This is a genomic window from Rhizobium sp. G21 (assembly GCF_014158035.1).
In the GTDB taxonomy this organism is placed as follows: Bacteria; Pseudomonadota; Alphaproteobacteria; order Rhizobiales; family Rhizobiaceae; genus Rhizobium_E.
The window spans coordinates 32,996-48,965 of record NZ_JACFXW010000001.1; the positions used below are offsets into that span (position 1 = coordinate 32,996).

At 61.9% G+C, this 15,970-nt stretch carries 12 protein-coding genes and 3 pseudogenes; 8 read left to right on the forward strand and 7 right to left on the reverse strand.

Annotated features, from left to right (window positions below):
• Positions 1-15: 15 nt before the first annotated feature.
• The 6 genes and pseudogenes from H2O14_RS00170 to H2O14_RS00195 form a co-directional block, all read right to left on the reverse strand.
• Entirely contained in the window at positions 16-435 is a 420-nt protein-coding gene (locus tag H2O14_RS00170; RefSeq protein ID WP_182825999.1) for an NUDIX domain-containing protein, read from the reverse strand.
• A gap of 1 nt (position 436) precedes the next feature.
• Positions 437-1,936 carry a DEAD/DEAH box helicase gene (locus tag H2O14_RS00175; RefSeq protein WP_182826000.1) on the reverse strand — a complete coding sequence of 500 codons (1,500 nt, stop codon included), beginning with the start codon at positions 1,934-1,936 and terminating at the stop codon, positions 437-439.
• A 148-nt stretch (positions 1,937-2,084) separates the two neighbouring features.
• Entirely contained in the window at positions 2,085-2,657 is a 573-nt protein-coding gene (locus H2O14_RS00180; RefSeq protein WP_312858528.1) for a LysE family translocator, read from the reverse strand.
• A gap of 88 nt (positions 2,658-2,745) precedes the next feature.
• Positions 2,746-4,044, reverse strand: a complete 1,299-nt coding sequence (locus tag H2O14_RS00185; protein WP_312858529.1) for a peptidoglycan DD-metalloendopeptidase family protein — start codon at positions 4,042-4,044, stop codon at positions 2,746-2,748.
• 136 nt (positions 4,045-4,180) lie between these two features.
• Positions 4,181-5,007, reverse strand: a pseudogene (locus tag H2O14_RS00190) (ferritin-like domain-containing protein).
• A 43-nt stretch (positions 5,008-5,050) separates the two neighbouring features.
• Positions 5,051-5,518, reverse strand: coding sequence for a peroxiredoxin (locus H2O14_RS00195; RefSeq protein ID WP_182826002.1), 468 nt, complete (start codon positions 5,516-5,518; stop codon positions 5,051-5,053).
• Positions 5,519-5,636: 118 nt separating this feature from the next.
• Between H2O14_RS00195 and H2O14_RS00200 the strand changes: the two genes are divergently transcribed.
• Complete coding sequence (locus H2O14_RS00200) at positions 5,637-8,330, forward strand: DUF3971 domain-containing protein (RefSeq protein ID WP_182826003.1); 2,694 nt, start codon at positions 5,637-5,639, stop codon at positions 8,328-8,330.
• A gap of 2 nt (positions 8,331-8,332) precedes the next feature.
• Positions 8,333-9,022 carry a hypothetical protein gene (locus H2O14_RS00205; RefSeq protein WP_182826004.1) on the forward strand — a complete coding sequence of 230 codons (690 nt, stop codon included), beginning with the start codon at positions 8,333-8,335 and terminating at the stop codon, positions 9,020-9,022.
• Positions 9,023-9,102: 80 nt separating this feature from the next.
• Here the strand turns inward: H2O14_RS00205 and tyrS are convergent.
• Positions 9,103-10,329: pseudogene (gene tyrS / locus H2O14_RS00210) on the reverse strand (tyrosine--tRNA ligase); the annotation flags it as partial.
• Between the two features lie 135 nt (positions 10,330-10,464).
• Between tyrS and H2O14_RS00215 the strand changes: the two are divergent.
• The 6 genes and pseudogenes from H2O14_RS00215 (at position 10,465) to H2O14_RS00235 (ending at position 15,910) form a co-directional block, all read left to right on the forward strand.
• Positions 10,465-10,773 carry a type II toxin-antitoxin system RelE/ParE family toxin gene (locus H2O14_RS00215; protein ID WP_182826005.1) on the forward strand — a complete coding sequence of 103 codons (309 nt, stop codon included), beginning with the start codon at positions 10,465-10,467 and terminating at the stop codon, positions 10,771-10,773.
• Positions 10,764-11,084, forward strand: coding sequence for an addiction module antidote protein (locus H2O14_RS00220; protein ID WP_182826006.1), 321 nt, complete (start codon positions 10,764-10,766; stop codon positions 11,082-11,084). The genes H2O14_RS00215 and H2O14_RS00220 overlap by 10 nt, the downstream gene beginning before the upstream one ends.
• Positions 11,071-12,204, forward strand: coding sequence for an anhydro-N-acetylmuramic acid kinase (locus H2O14_RS00225; RefSeq protein WP_182826007.1), 1,134 nt, complete (start codon positions 11,071-11,073; stop codon positions 12,202-12,204). The genes H2O14_RS00220 and H2O14_RS00225 overlap by 14 nt, the downstream gene beginning before the upstream one ends.
• Before the next feature lie 45 nt (positions 12,205-12,249).
• Positions 12,250-12,840, forward strand: a complete 591-nt coding sequence (locus tag H2O14_RS00230; RefSeq protein ID WP_246697251.1) for a flavin reductase family protein — start codon at positions 12,250-12,252, stop codon at positions 12,838-12,840.
• 994 nt (positions 12,841-13,834) lie between these two features.
• Positions 13,835-13,984 (forward strand): annotated as a pseudogene (locus tag H2O14_RS29165) (hypothetical protein); the annotation flags it as partial.
• Between the two features lie 21 nt (positions 13,985-14,005).
• Complete coding sequence (locus H2O14_RS00235; RefSeq protein ID WP_409526935.1) at positions 14,006-15,910, forward strand: methyl-accepting chemotaxis protein; 1,905 nt, start codon at positions 14,006-14,008, stop codon at positions 15,908-15,910.
• The last annotated feature ends 60 nt before the right edge of the window (positions 15,911-15,970 follow it).

Consider the following 15,970-nt stretch of genomic DNA (forward strand, 5'->3'; position numbering starts at 1 on the left):
CTTTACGCGGGCCCCTCAGCGCAACGGGGCTTTGGTCAACATGGCCACGGCGTCGGCCGCGAAGCGTGACAGCGGTTGCGGCAGCGCATCGACGGGGAACCAGCCGAATTCCGGCAGTTTCTCCGGCTCGGTCACCCGAGCTTCGCCGGAAAACTCAACGGCGCGATAGATCAGCGACAGCCAGTGCTGTCCTTCGTCTCCAAAGATCTGTTCGGAAAGACCGAGAAATTCGACCGAGCGGATCGATAGTCCGCTCTCTTCCTCGGCTTCGCGGCGCACGGCGTCGATGGCGGCCTCGAGATGATCGATCTTGCCGCCGACGATGTTCCAATGCCCGGCCTCGGGCGGCCGCACGCGACGATAGAGAAGGAGCCTGGCGTCCCGTATGATGACGAGGCCGACGCCGACTCCGGGAAAATCCTCGCCGGGCCGCATCTTACTTGATGGCGGCCGACACCATCATGAAGGCAGGGATGTCGTCGCCGAAACCCACCGGCGTCGGACCATCGTCGCGGTCCTGATAGCGGCGGCGACGATGGTCGTCGTTGGCCGGGTAAGGACGCTCGTCGCGATAGTCACGCTTGGGGGCCTGGTTGGTCTTCGCCATAGGTGGTTCAACTTTCTTCGAGGCCATGTCGATCACAGCACTCTTATCGGCTTTTTCGATGTCGGTTTTATGACCCGCGACGTCGCGCGGCGCCTTGGAGCGATCACGATCACGATCGCGGCCACGGCCCTTGTCCCGGCCGCCGCGGCGGTCGGACGACTTGCGGTCTTCGCTTTCCTCGCGCTCGGGAAGTGCGGAGAGATCGCCGCCATGCCACTCGATCTCTTCGTTGATCAGCTTCTTGATCGCGTCGAGATGCTTGGCGTCACGCTTGGTGATCAGCATGAAAGCGGCGCCGGAGCGTCCGGCGCGGCCGGTGCGACCGATGCGGTGGACATAGTCTTCCGCATGGATCGGCACGTCGAAATTGAAAACGTGGCTGACGTCGGGAATGTCGAGGCCGCGCGCGGCGACATCCGAGGCCACCAGGAATTTCAGGTTGTTTTCCTTGAAATTGTGCAGCGTGGTCGTGCGCGAGCGCTGGTCCATGTCGCCATGCAGCGCGCCGACCGAAAAGCCGTGACGCTCCATGGAGCGGAACAAGTCAGCGACGTCCTTCTTGCGATTGCAGAAGATGATGCCGTTCTTGATGTCGGCCTCGACTTCGCGAATAATGTTGCGCAGCGTGGCGCGCTTTTCCCAATCCTGGCTGTGGCTGGCGACGAGGCGCTGAGTCACGGTCTTGGCGGTGGAAGAGGGTTTGGCGACCTCGATCCGCTCGGGATTCTGCAGGAATGTGTCGGCCAGTTTCTGGATCTCCGGCGGCATGGTGGCCGAGAAGAACAGCGTCTGGCGTGTGAAGGGGATCATCTTGGCGATGCGCTCGATATCCGGGATGAAACCCATGTCGAGCATGCGGTCGGCCTCGTCGATCACCAGGATCTCGACGCCGGTCATCAACAGCTTGCCGCGTTCGCAATGGTCGAGCAGGCGGCCGGGCGTGCAGATCAGCACATCGGCGCCGCGCTCGAGCTTGCGGTCCTGATCGTCGAAAGACACGCCGCCGATCAGCAGGGCGACGTTCAATTTATGGTTCTTGCCGTATTTTTCGAAGTTTTCCGCCACCTGTGCCGCCAATTCGCGGGTCGGCTCGAGAATCAGCGTGCGCGGCATGCGGGCGCGGGCGCGACCCTTTTCGAGAAGCGTCAGCATCGGCAGCACGAAGGACGCGGTCTTGCCGGTGCCCGTCTGGGCGATGCCGAGGATATCACGCCGTTGAAGCGCGAACGGGATGGCTCCAGCCTGGATGGGGGTGGGGATCGTATAGCCCGAATCCGTGACTGCGGAGAGGACTTTCTGGCTGAGGCCGAGATCTTCAAAGGTTGTCAAAGGAAATGACTTTTCCGTTGTTGGCGTTTATTTACCCTGGAATCTGTCCAGCGCTGCTGGATAAGCTGCGTGGGGCATAATCGTTAACGACCAGCAAGTCAAGAAAATCACGGTCTTGGAGGCGATTAGCCTTAACGTGGCGACATTATCAACGCGCCGCCACGGCGATGACCCCGGTTCCGATCATCACGGAGCCGGCGGCGCGGTTCACCCTGCGAGCGACGACCGGCGAGGTCATCAGGCGGCTGCTCTTGCTCGCGATGAACAGATGCCCGGCAATCACCACCGCCTCCACGAGGAGAATGACCAGGGCGAGCTCCAGCGCCAGCGCCGGGCCGATATCGGCGCCGACGACATTGGGAAGCAGTGCGACATAGAAAAGCGGCATTTTCGGATTGCCGAGATTGAGCAGCACGCCCGATGTGTAAGCCGGAAGAAGACCGCGGTCACGGCTGCGTTGGGCGAGATCCGCAGCGTCGGGTCTGGCGGTCCACAGACGTATGCCGGTCCAGATCAGCCAGATCGCTCCGGCATAACGAAGCACGGTCATGACGAAGCCCATCTCGCTGGCGATGACCGAGAGGCCGAACACCGCTGCGACGAGAAAGATCAGGATGCCGGTCACCGTGCCCAGTCCATAGGCGAGACCGGACGTCCATCCATGAGATATGGTGCGGGCGACGATGGTCAGGTTGTCGGGCCCGGGGCTGGCGGCGAACACGAAGAAGGCGAGCGCGAAGGCGACGATATGTCCATGACCGAGCTCCTGTTTCGCATCTGTGGAAGCAAGAGCCGCGCCAGACGCCCGCTCAGCGAATATAGGTGTCGAGTTTCATTCCGGCGTTGAGAAAGCGCAAGGGGTCGACGGCGCGGCCGTTGCGGCGCACTTCATAATGCAGGTGTGGCCCGGTGGAGCGGCCGGTGGAGCCGGAGAGCGCGATGATGTCGCCGTCGGCGATCTTCTGCCCCTTGTCGACGAGGATGCGGGAGAGGTGGCCATAGCGGGTGGTGACGCCGTTGCCGTGATCGATTTCCACCATGATGCCGTAGCCGCCGGCCGGACCGGCGGCGATCACCGTCCCTGCGCCGGTCGCGAACACCTTGCCGCCGGTCTTCTGGCGGAAGTCAATGCCGGCATGCATGGCGAGCTTGCCGAAAAACGGGTCGATACGGTTGCCGAACAGCGAGGTGATCTCACGCCCGGGGGCCGGATTGGCGAAGGGCAGCGTTTCGGCGTAGGATTTCACGCGCTCGAATTTCTGCAGCGCCAGGTCGAGATCGCTGAGCGAATCCTCGAACATGTCGCCGGTTTCCGGCGGCATATAGGGGCCGCCGATGGCGGTGTCGGCATTGAAATCGGCCGAGGCGACGTCGCTCGGCAAGCGGAAGCCGGTGTTGGCGAGGATAGACTGGATCCTGTCGGCGCGTTCGCGGGCGTCGGCGGCGAGCGATTGGATATGGGCGAGTTGCTGGCGCTCGATCGATTTCAGCGACAGCGTCACCTTGGTAAACAGGCGGTCGGCGCGATCGGCGATGTCGCTCTTTCCGGGTTGCGGGGCGAGGGACGCAGACTTCTCTGGCGCCTGCGCCAGCCGCTCCCGCGACAGCAACGTCTTGAACGACGAAAGCGGCGAGAAGGAGGAGTGCTCCTCCTCGGGGACGAAGGCCTTGACGGGGGCGGCGTCCGGCGGCGTCGCATCCAGCCCGGCGCCCTCGGCCCGTTGCAGCACGTCGCCGATCTTGCCCTGGCGGGAGCTCAGCGCCATCTGCTGTTCGAGCAGCTTTTCGACCTTGTTTTCGACCACCTGCTGGTCGAGCAATTGCCGGGAGGTGATGCGGTCGACCTGGGCGCGGAGCGCGGCGATGCGGTCTTCGTAATCATGCTGCATGCGCGCCTGGCGGGCCATGGCTGCCCCCATTAGGTCGTCACGCAGCACGAGATAGGCGGTGGCGCCGAGATAGCCGAGCGACAGGAAGGCGACGCCCGCCGCCGCGAGCGCCGTCATCCAGGGTCGGACCGTCATGTGCCGAACCTTTTCGCCGCTCGCGAGAATGAGCAGATGCTGCTGCCGCCTCCGGCCGAATGTCTTGCTTGCTCCGTCCGACACGCCCGCCAACCTCGTGATCTGAAACCGGCCGCTGCGACGGTTCCGACGTTCCCCTGGATTCCTTGGTCGGATTAGAATTTATTAGGGTTAACGAAAGGTTAAGTTTGCGGTCCGCAATGCAGAAATCGAAGGGATGTCAGGCGTTTCCGAGCGGGGACAGCGTACGGTAGAAACTGGGCGTGAGACCAGCGGCTGCGCGGGCGAGATCGTTGAATGGCGGTTTCAATCCGCCTCTGAAGTTTTCGCGCACCAGGGACTGGAAGGCTACGGCTGGGTCCTTCTTCTCGCGGGCGCAGAGGAAGCGAAACCACTTGGCGCCCACCGCGACATGGCCCTTTTCGTCTTCGTAGATCACATCGAAGACCTTGGCGCTCTCTTCGTCGCCGAGTTCCCGCAGGCTGTCGCGCATCGACGGCGTCACGTCGAGGCCGCGGGCTTCCAGAATGAGCGGCACGACGGCGAGCCGTGCGGTCAACGAATTGCGCGTCGAATGCGCCGCCTCCCATAGGCCGTCGTGGGCGGGCAGGTCGCCATAGTCGGCGCCCAATTGTCTGAGTCGGTCGCGGACCATCAGGAAATGCTTGGCCTCTTCGAAGGCGACCATCATCCAACCGTCGAAGAAGGAGCGCGGCACAAGCTGGTCGGCGAAGCGCGCGACGATGTCGAGCGCGAGATCGACCGCATTGAGTTCGATATGGCAGATGGCGTGCAGCAGCGCGATGCGTCCATGCGCCGTGTGCAGTGAGCGCTTCTTCATCTTGTTCGGGGGACGAGCGCTGGCTTTTCCGGTCGGCCGGGCCTAACGGGCAGTTGCGGATCGAGCGGCGACCTCAGCGAGAGCGATCGCGCGGCCCACAGTCGATGCGTCTGGCGCGTCAGCGCCATCTTGCGGTCGAGATCCGCTTGGGCCACGCCGGCGATCGCGCCGGCGCGCAGGCTGTCGATGGTGAAATCGTCTGTCATTGGAATCGGATGTCCGCATGAGCTCACATTCCGATTCCACTTATTAAAGCGACTTCACCGCTTCAAGGACTTCCTCCGCGTGGCCGGCCACTTTGACTTTCGGCCAGACCTTGAGGATCACGCCGTCCGCGCCGATCAGGACCGTCGTGCGCTCCACGCCCATGTATTTCTTGCCATACATGCTCTTCTCAGCCCAGACGCCATAGGCGGCGAGCGTTTCGGTGCTTTCGTCGGAGGCGAGGATGACGCCGAGAGAGTGCTTCTTGCAGAAATTGTCGTGCTTCCTGACGCTGTCGGGGGACATGCCGATCACGACGGCGCCGGCGGCTTCGAACTCCGGCAGAAGGCGCGTAAAATCGATGGCTTCGATCGTGCAGCCCTCGGTATTGTCCTTCGGATAAAAATAGAGCACCACTTTCTTGCCAGATTGTTCGGCGAGGGACACGCTGCCGCCGCCGTCGCGCGGCAGGGTGAATTGCGGGGCTTTGTCACCGGCTTTGAGTTCGGCCATGGCGTTTATCGTGCCTTTCTCAGCATCCACGCTGTGCAAATCGTTCTATTGAGATATGAGCGGTTCGTCGGAATCGCGACAACGTATATACGATGTTCGACCGAGAGAGGTTTGCGGCTTGGATCACATTCGCGGCGAAAAGGTGGTTTTTGGCAAGGGAGACTATTGCTCCCTCGACGATCTGCCGTCTTGCCGTCGGCCGGACGCGCCGCTTCTCGCCACGCCGACGCGACGCAGGCCGATGCGCATCGTGGCGAAACTGCTTTCCGTCGTCGTGCTCGTGTTCTCCGCCGTGTTCAGCACCGTGCTGGTCGCGCTCGAGGAGGGCTATCTCGACGACACGTTGACGGCGCGGGCGGAGCATGAATTGTCCTCCGCGCTCGGTCCGGATTTCCAGCCGTCGGTCGGCTCGGTCAGGCTGCGCTTTACACAGACCTGGCTTCTCGGGCTTGCCGCGGGCGATGTGAAGATCGTCCACAAGCCGAGCGGCGTCGTTGCGCTCAAGACCGACAGCCTCAAGGTGGCGCTCAGCCCGCTGTCGCTGATGATGGGACGGATCGTGTTGTCGCGCGCCGAAATCGGATCGGCCGAAGGCGATCTGCGCTTCCTGCCAGCCGGCGCCCCGCTCGACCTCAAGTCTCTGCGGATCGACGCGATCCCGAACGCGCTGAGCGCGGCGTTCCCCGCCATCGATCGATTGGTGGAGGCTCTGCGCCGCGCGGATGTGATGGATGTCGCGGCGACGCGGCTGTCGCTCAAGCTGCCGCGTCCCACCGAACATGGCGATAGCGTCTCGCTCGTCGATTTCGATCTCACTCATCCCGACGAGGGTCGCTACGTGCTGAAAACGGCGGCCGAGTTCGGAGATCTGCGGCCCCGGATCACGATTACGGTGGACGCCGACGGCAATACCGTCACCGCGCTCAACGCCAATGTCGAGCGATTGCCGTCGAATTCCTTCATTATGAAGCGGAGCAAGATCACCGGCGAGAAGCGGTTCGGGATCGAGATGCCTTTGACGATCGGGGTGACGGCGGAGCGGGAAAAGACGCTTCTCATCCGCATCGCAGCCGGTCCCGGATTGTTCTATGCCGACAGCATCACCCAGCCGGTCGACAAGGGGGAAGGGCAGCTGCGCTATGATTTCGCCGACCGCAAATTCGTCCTCGACCGCGGCGATATCGTCTCCGGCGATACGCGGCTGCCGCTGGTGGGAACGCTGATCGATCTCGACAGGGTGCAGAAGAATCAGCCGGCCGGCTTCGCATTCGAGGTGGTCTCCAATGAAGCCTATTCGGCCGTGAAAGGCGTGGATTTGCCGCCGCAACCTTTCAGTCTTCGCGTCGCCGGCTTCTTCGCGCCCGAACCGCGATTGTTGCAGCTCGATACGATCGGCGTGTCGACGAAAGAGGGCAATTTCGCCGGTTCGCTCGCGGCGCGTTTCGTCGAACCGTCTCCCGCGGTCAGTTTCGCGGCGCGGTCCGATATGCTCACGGTCGATTCGCTGCGGCGCCTCTGGCCTTACTGGTATGCCGCGAAAGTGCGGGACTGGGTCATCCAGAATGTTCAGGGCGGAATGGTGCGAAACGGCCAGATCGACGTCAATCTCGCGGCCGGCCGCATCCCCGAACATCCGATCCCGATTCATTTCGAACCGGGAGAAATCAAGATTTCTCTCGATGTGGAAGACGCGGGCATCCGCTTCAACAAGACCATGCCGGCGGCGACCAAGACCAGCGGACGCGTCGAGATGATAGACCGCATGGTGAGCGTCGCCATCACCAGGGGTGGAATTCCTCTTCCCTCGGGAAAGACGTTGACCAGCGACGGCGGACGTTTCCTGATCGGCGATATCTCGGATAAACCCCTAATGGGTCAACTGACCTTGAAGGCGGCAGGCGCGGCGTCGGCGGTTGCGGAATTCGCCAGCTTTCCGCCCATCAACGCGATGTCGCGCGCGCCTTTCGCCTTGTCGGATCTGACCGGAAACGTCGCCGGCGAGGTGCAGGGCGTCTTCGGGCTGGAAGAGGCCCAGCATCCGCCGGCGCCGGTCTTCAAGGCCGATCTCAAACTGTCGGACGTCTCGCTCAAGAAGCCCTTCCGCGACAGGCAGATCAGTGATCTCACCGGTGACCTCTCCGTCGATCAGTATGCCGCCCGGCTGACGGCGCGCGCCGACATCGATGGTATGAAGCTGAAAATAGAAGCGACCGAGCCGGTTCGCAAAGACCGGGCCGAGCTGCGGAAATGGCGCGTGTTCGGAGATATCGGCAATGACGAACTCGCCTCCATCTCTCCGAGCCTGGCGGACGTCGTTTCCGGATCTCTCGGCCTCGACATCAGCGGCGACTCCGTGAGCGCCGACAAGGTCGCCGTCGATCTGACCAACGCCTCGCTTTCGGTTCCGGGTATCGGTTGGCGGAAGGGAGCCGGCGTGGCCGCCAAGGCGGAATTTTCCATGTCGTCGGCGCAGGGCGTGACGACGCTGGACGACTTTTCCCTCGGCGGCGAGGGCTTCGGCGCCTCCGGCGTCCTCAAGCTGGACAAGTCGGGGCTCCTGGCCGCCGACCTCAAGAAAATCAGGCTGTCGCCAGACGACAAATTCGCCGTTTCGCTCGACCGGAAGGGCAAAGGCTATGCGATCGCCGTGACGGGCGACGCTCTCGACCTTCGCCCGCTGCTTTCCAAGCTGAAGGATGACAATGGAGCGGCGGCCTCGAAAGGTCAGAAGGATGCGAGCAGCACTTCGATCAGCGCCACGCTCGGATCGGTGGGGGCTACAACAAGGAAAGCCTCAGCCAGGTTCGATTGACGATGGCGACCCGAAAAGGCGAGATTTCCACGCTCGATTTCGGCGGCGTCACCCGTTCCGGCCAGGCGGTGGTGGTGCGCAGGAACGGTTCGACCGGCGCTTTCGAAATCGCCAGCGGCGACGCCGGCGCGCTCGCTCGTTTCGCCGATGTCTACAAGAACATGAATGGCGGCCTGCTCAATGTGAAGCTGACGTCGCGCGGCGAGAAATCCTGGCGGGGATCGGTGGACATCCGCAACTTCGCTCTTGTGAACGAGCAGCGTCTGAAATCCTTGGTGTCGGCGCGCACGGGCGCGAATGGCGAAAGCCTGACCGATGCCTTGAAGACCGAGATCGACACCAGCTCCCAAAAATTCCGTCGAGGTTTTGCGCGGCTGCTCATGGATGGCGGGGTCATCAGCGTGCAGAACGGCATCGTGCGCGGCGACCAGGTGGGTGCGACCTTCCAGGGCGTCGTTCGCGACCCCAGGGGTCGGATCGACATCACCGGGACCTTCATGCCGGTCTATGGCATCAACAGCCTGTTCGGACAGTTGCCGATCATCGGCAACATCCTCGGCAATGGCCGGGATCGAGGTCTGCTCGGCATCACCTTCAAGCTCGAGGGTCCGTTCGACGCGGCGCAGTTGTCGGTGAATCCATTGTCGTTGATCGCGCCCGGCGTGTTTCGCAACATCTTCGAGTTCGAATAAAAAGGCCGCGCCCCTGGGGGACGCGGCGCAGATGCTCGAAGCGGGTCGCTGGTCTCAGACCGGCTTGACCAGCACGTGCTTCTTTTGCCCAGCGACAGCTTGATCACGCCCTCGGCCGTCACCTCGCCTGCGCCGATCACCGTCTTCTCGTCGGTCACGGCCTTGTCGTTGATCTTGACGGCGCCGCCCTGGACGTGCCGGCGCGCTTCGCCGTTGGAGGCGGCGAGACCGGCCTTGACGAAGAGCGCGAGCAGGCCGACGCCGGCCTCGATCTCGTCTCTCCCGACTTCCACCGTCGGCAAGTTGGCGTCGAGCGCGCCTTCTTCAAACGTCTTGCGCGCCGTCTCGGCCGCCTGTTCGGCGGCATCGCGGCCATGCAGCATGGCGGTGACTTCGGTGGCGAGGATCTTCTTGACCTCGTTGATCTCGGAGCCGCCGAGGGCGGACAGGCGCGCGATCTCGTCCATGGCCAGCGTCGTGTAGAGCTTCAGGAAGCGGCCGACATCGGCGTCCTCGGTGTTGCGCCAGTACTGCCAGAAATCATAGGCCGAGAGCATGTCGGCATTGAGCCAGACGGCGCCCGTGGCGGACTTGCCCATCTTGGCGCCGGACGAAGTCGTCAGCAGCGGCGAGGTCAGCGCGTAGAGCTGCGGCGCGCCCATGCGGTGGCCGAGGTCGATGCCGTTGATGATATTGCCCCACTGGTCCGAACCGCCCATCTGCAGCCGGACGTCGTAGCGCTTGTTGAGCTCCACGAAGTCGTAGGCCTGGAGGATCATGTAGTTGAATTCCAGGAAGGACAGCGATTGCTCGCGGTCGAGACGCGTCTTGACGCTGTCGAAGGACAGCATGCGGTTGACCGAGAAATGGCGGCCGACATCGCGCAGGAATTCGAGGTAGTTGAGCCCGCGCAGCCAGTCGGCGTTGTTGATCATCAACGCGTCCTTGGGGCCGTCGCCATAGGTCATGTATTGCGCGAAGCACTTCTTGATCGAGGCGATGTTGCTCTCGATTGTGTCGAGCGTCATCAGCTGACGCGCCTCATCCTTGAAGGAGGGATCGCCGACCATGCCGGTGCCGCCGCCCATCAGCGAGATCGGGCGATGACCGGTGGCCTGGAACCAGTGCAGCATCATGATCTGGATCAGCGAGCCCGCATGCAACGAGGAGGCGGTGGGATCATAGCCGATATAGGCGGTGACGGTTTCCTTCGAAAGCAGATCGTCGAGGCCGGTTTCATCAGAGATCTGATGGATGTAGCCGCGCTCGGACAAAGTGTGCAGGAATTCGGATTTGAACTTGGACATGGTCTTCTGCTTTCGGGTGGAATACGAGCGCGCCTTTAGCAAAGTTTTTGCGGTGTTGCACCCCTTGGAACCATCAAAAGGCGTGATGGGGAGGGGAGTGATTGCGAATATGTCCTCTACGCAGTACAGTTTCTCATGATCGCCGTTTTCCGAACCGATGTTTTCGACGCATGGCTTGAGGGTCTGAAAGATGACAGGGCCAAGGGACGGATCACCATGCGCCTCGTGAGGATGGAGACCGGCGCGCTGGGCGACGTGAAATCGGTGGGCGAAGGCGTTTACGAGGCGCGGATCGACTATGGCCCGGGCTATCGGCTCCACTTCACGCAAAGAGGGCCTGTCGTTATCTTGTTGTTGTGCGGCGGAGACAAGACGCGCCAGCAGCGCGACATCACGGAAGCAAAACGGCTTGCGAAAGAATGGAAGGAACGCGCATGGGACTGATCACCAAACCTTTCGATGCATCGAAATATCTTGATAGCGATGAGGCAATCGAGGAATTTCTGGCTGCGGCGTTCGAAGAAGGCGATCCCGCTCTGATTGCACAATGCGTGGGCGTCGTCGCGCGAGCGCGAAACATGAGCCAGTTGGCTCGCGATGCGGGCATGAGCCGTTCGGCGCTTTACAAAGCCTTGAGCGGCGATGGGAACCCAGAATTCGCTTCGATCATGAAAATCCTCGATGCGCTTGGCGTGAAACTATCCGCCAAGCTCGTCGCCAAAACCGAAGACGCCGCAGATCATGCCGCAGCTTGAGACGGCGATCGGCCTGATGAGCGGCACGTCGATGGATGGCGTCGACGTGGCGATGATCCGCACCGATGGCGAGTGTGTGGTCGAGCGCGGCCCTTCGATAAGTCTTCCCTATGATCCGGCTTTTCGCAGGCGGCTGCAGGGCGCGCTGGAAACGGCGAAAGCGATCGTCTCGCGCCAGGAGCGCCCCGGCGATCTCCGTGACGTCGAGCGTGAGTTGACTCTGCGGCATGCCGCTGCGGTGACGGCGTTTCTCGCCAGGTTTGCGCTGGATCCGGCGGAGATCGATCGCATCGGCTTTCACGGCCAGACGGTGCTGCACAGGCCGCGGCAGGCGCTGACGGTGCAACTCGGCGACGGAGCGCTGCTCGCGCGGGAAACCGGGCGTCCGGTGGTCTATGACATGCGCGCAAACGACATGGTTCATGGCGGACAGGGCGCGCCGCTTGCGCCGGCCTATCACGCCGCTCTGGCGGCGGGTCTCGAGGATTATGCGGGCCGCGCGACGATGTTCGTCAATATCGGCGGCATTTCCAACCTCACCTTCATCGGCGCCGAGGGCGAGATCATCGCCTATGATTCCGGTCCCGGAAACACGCTGATCGACCAATGGGTGGAGGCGGAGGCGGGACTGCCGTTCGACCAGGGCGGCGCCATCGCTTCGGAAGGCGTCGTGGTGAAGACCTTGATCGACCGCTACCTCGATCAACCATTCTTCACCTCGCCAGAGCGGATGTCGCTCGATCGCAACGATTTCCGTCCTCCAGTTCCCGGCGAGATCGGCCTGCATGACGGCGCGCGCAGCCTGGCGCGGCTGACGGCGGAGGCGATCGCGCGATCGCTCCGCCATCTGCCCGAGCGTCCGGCGCTGGCCGTCATCTGTGGCGGTGGACGGCTGAACAGGGTCATCATGCAGGATCTCGCCGAGATCCTGTCGCCCATGGTCGTGGAGCCCGCCGAACGCTTCGGCTTTTCGGGCGACGGCATGGAGGCGGAGGCCTGGGCCTATCTGGCGGTGCGATCCGCCAAGCGGCTGCCGCTGAGCTTTCCCGGCACGACGGGGGTGGTGAAACCGGTGAGCGGCGGCGTTATCGCGCAGCCTTCTTCATCCGCTCAGGCTTGAGTGTTTGAGCACGATGAAATCGAGCACTATTGAGGGATGACGACATTGACGCTGGATCACATTGCGCCGGTAGAGCTGGAGAAATCCTATCGGCTCGTCAATCACGGTCCGACCGTGCTCGTCTCGGCCCGGCATGATGGCGTCGACGATGTCATGGCGGCGGCATGGGTGTGCGGGCTCGACTACAGCCCGGCGAAGCTGACCGTCGTCCTCGACAGCTCGACGATGACCCGCAAACTGCTGGAGGCGTCCGGCAAGTTCGTCATCCAGGTGCCTACGGTCGTGCAAGCGAGATTGACCTACGCCTTGGGGCATACGAGCCTTCATGACGACCCCGAAAAGCTGGTGAAGGCCGGCGTCGAATTTCTGGACTTCGAAGGCCATGACCAACCCTTCGTGGTCGGTTGCTCCGCTTGGCTCGCTTGCCGGCTGCTGCCGGAGGCGGAGATCCAGAACCGCCATGATCTGTTCTTCGGCGAAATCATTGCGGCCTGGGCCGATACACGCGTGTTCCGCGACGGGCATTGGCGTTTCGAGGAGGCGAGTTCGTCGCTCAGAAGCATCCACTATGTGGCGGGCGGTCAGTTCTACGCGATCGGGGAGGGGATCGACGTCGCGATAGACGAGAAGCTCTGATTTTCTCCTCATGTTGCAAGGTAAGGAACGGAGATCTCCGGCGCGCCGTTCGATGCGTTGCGCGTTCATGGACGGCGAATCGAGCAAGCAGGTCTGGGGCTTCTCTCCCCTGGATCGTTAGGGAGCGATAATAACCCTTGCTGCCGTGTCGACGCTCGCGCAGGAGCCGAGCCTCCAATGCAACCGTGCGCCGGCTTCCGACAACGGCTCGGCTGTTCTTTTCTGAAACAAGAACCGCCCAAAACCTCTAAGAGGCCGTCGCGGTTTCCGAGGTGTAGTTCAAAAAATTAGGATTTACTAATTGAAATTACCAATTGTAGATCCTTGCAACCGTGAAATTTTGTGCGGCAGGTGGCTAAAAGGTAGAACAATAAATTTGCGCCTTGTTAAATGTCTTCCCCCAAACTGAGCGAATACAGCAAACAGCTGTTTTTGTCTGCCTGCAGAGCTCTTAAAATCAGGCTCTTAGGCAAGTGAGATCGACGCTTACAGGCTGTGCAAGGAATGTATGACCCTTCTCCGTGTTTGATGACCGCGTCGCGCATGCGGTTACTCCTGACCCGGGTGGCTGACGTGAGAGTTCAATGACAGCGCAGATCTCGTGCGCATTCAAACTCGCTCATGTTGCCTGTTCAGGTTGTGACGCAGGTTGGCGCGTCGATCGGCGACGGGGCGGTGGTCATCCGGTGCAGCCTTGAAGAAGAAAACTGACGGTAGAGCAGCTTAGAATTGGGGTGATGCAATGTCTTTCTACACGCAAATGAAGAAATCGTCCAAGCCTCAGGCGGCGATGGCGGAAATACGCCGCGTCGGTCTCGCCATTTCGGGTGGGGATCTCTCCGAGCGCGCAAATCTCGATGCGGCGACGGGCGAAGCCCGGGAAATCTTGATAGCGGTCAACGCACTGCTGGAAACCGGGCTGCAGCCCGCACAGAAGTTCCGCGCGGCCGTGGCGCATATGTCGGCCGAGCATGACAAGGGCGATATCGATGTCATGCTGCCCTCGGAAGACTTCAAGGGCGAATTCGCCGTCCTGGCCAAATGCGTAAACGATCTCGTCAACGCCCATATCGCCGTCAAGAAGAAGGCCATGGCCTGCATCAAGGAATTCGGCGAGGGCAACTTCGACGCGACGCTCGAGCAGCTCCCCGGCAAGAAGGCCTTCATCAATCAGACGATAGACGCTTTGCGCGCCAATCTGAGGGGTCTCATTTCCGAAATGAATGCGATGTCCTCGGCGCATGACAAGGGCGAAATCGACGTCTTCGTGCCGGTGGAGAAATTCAAGGGCGATTTCGCCGTGATGGCCAAGGGCGTCAATGAGATGGTCGGCGCCCATATCGGCGTCAAGAAGAAAGCCATGGCTTGCGTGAAGGAAATGGGCGAGGGCAATTTCGAGGCGCCGCTCGAGCAGTTCCCCGGCAAGAAGGCCTTCATCAACGACACCATCGAAACTCTGCGAACCAACCTCAGAGGCTTGATCGCCGAGATGAACAAGATGTCTGTGGAGCACGACAAGGGCGACATCGACGTTTTCGTGCCGGTGGAGAAATTCAAGGGCGACTTTGCGTTGATGGCCAAGGGCGTCAACGACATGGTCGGCGGCCACATCGCGGTCAAAAAGAAGGCTATGGCCTGTGTCAAGCAATTGGGCGAAGGCAATTTCGAAGCGCCGCTCGAGCAGTTTCCCGGCAAGAAGGCGTTCATCAACGACACGATCGAGACGTTGCGTGGAAATCTACGGGCGATCACCGATGAACTTCAGCGCCTGATCGCCGCCTCGACCGCCGGCAAACTCTCGGAGCGGGGCGCGGCCAACCGCTTTGTCGGCGATTTCGCCAAGCTGGTGTCCGGCATCAACGGCATGTTGGACGCCATCATCATTCCGATCTCCGAGGGAAATCGCGTTCTTCGCCAGATCAGCATCGGTGATCTCACGCAGCGCGTGGACATCGAATGCGAAGGCGATCACGAGCTTATGAAGACTGCGATCAATAATCTGATCGACAATCTGCGCAATACCGCCGCCATCGCCGACCGGATCGCGGCCGGCGACTTGACCGTCGAGCCGCAACCGCTGTCGGACAGGGATATGCTGGGGTTGGCGCTCGGCTCCATGGTCGACCGTCTCCGCGGCGTCGTCGCCGATGCGTTGACCGCAAGTCAAAATGTCTCCGCCGGATCGCAACAACTGTCCTCGGGGTCGGAACAGCTTTCGCAGGGCGCCTCCGAACAGGCTGCGGCGGCCGAAGAAGCCTCGGCCTCCATGGAAGAGATGGCAGCCAACATCAAGCAGAACGCCGACAACGCCGCCCAGACCGAAAAGATCGCCCGCCAGTCGTCGCGAGACGCCGAGGCGTCCGGAGACGCCGTCAACCGGGCCGTGGCTGCAATGCGCTCGATCGCCGAGAAAATCTCCATCGTGCAGGAAATCGCGCGTCAGACCGACCTTCTCGCTCTGAATGCCGCAGTGGAAGCGGCGCGCGCCGGAGAGCACGGGAAAGGTTTTGCCGTCGTCGCCTCCGAAGTGCGCAAGCTCGCCGAGCGCAGCCAGTCGGCCGCCGCCGAAATCAGCGCGCTGTCGGGCGAGACGGTGCAGGTGGCCACCGAAGCGGGCGTCATGATCTCGCGTCTCGTTCCCGACATTCGCAAGACCGCCGAATTGGTCACCGAAATCTCCGCGGCCTGCCGCGAGCAGGATATCGGCGCATCGCAGATCAACGAAGCCATCCAGCAACTCGACAAGGTCACGCAGCAGAACGCCGGCGCATCTGAGGAAATGTCGGCAACCTCCGAGGAGCTCGCGGCCCAGGCCGACGAACTCCAGTCCTCCATCGCCTTCTTCAAGGTAGACGGTGCGAGGGAGACGAGGACGCCGCCGACACGCCATCAACCGACCCATGCCCAGTCGAGGATCAATAACCCGACGAGATTTGCGGCAAAGGCTCCTCAGTTCAAATCCGGACAATCCGTCGCGAGCCAGCAGGCGCGGGTCAAGGGACTGATGCTCGATCTGTCGATGGGCGGCCCCGATAGCGAGGATCCGGAATTCGGCGCGCGCGCGTCGTAAGGGTCGAAACGCGCGTTCCTGCCCGTACCGAAGGTCGGTCAGAGACGTCCGGGTTCGTCG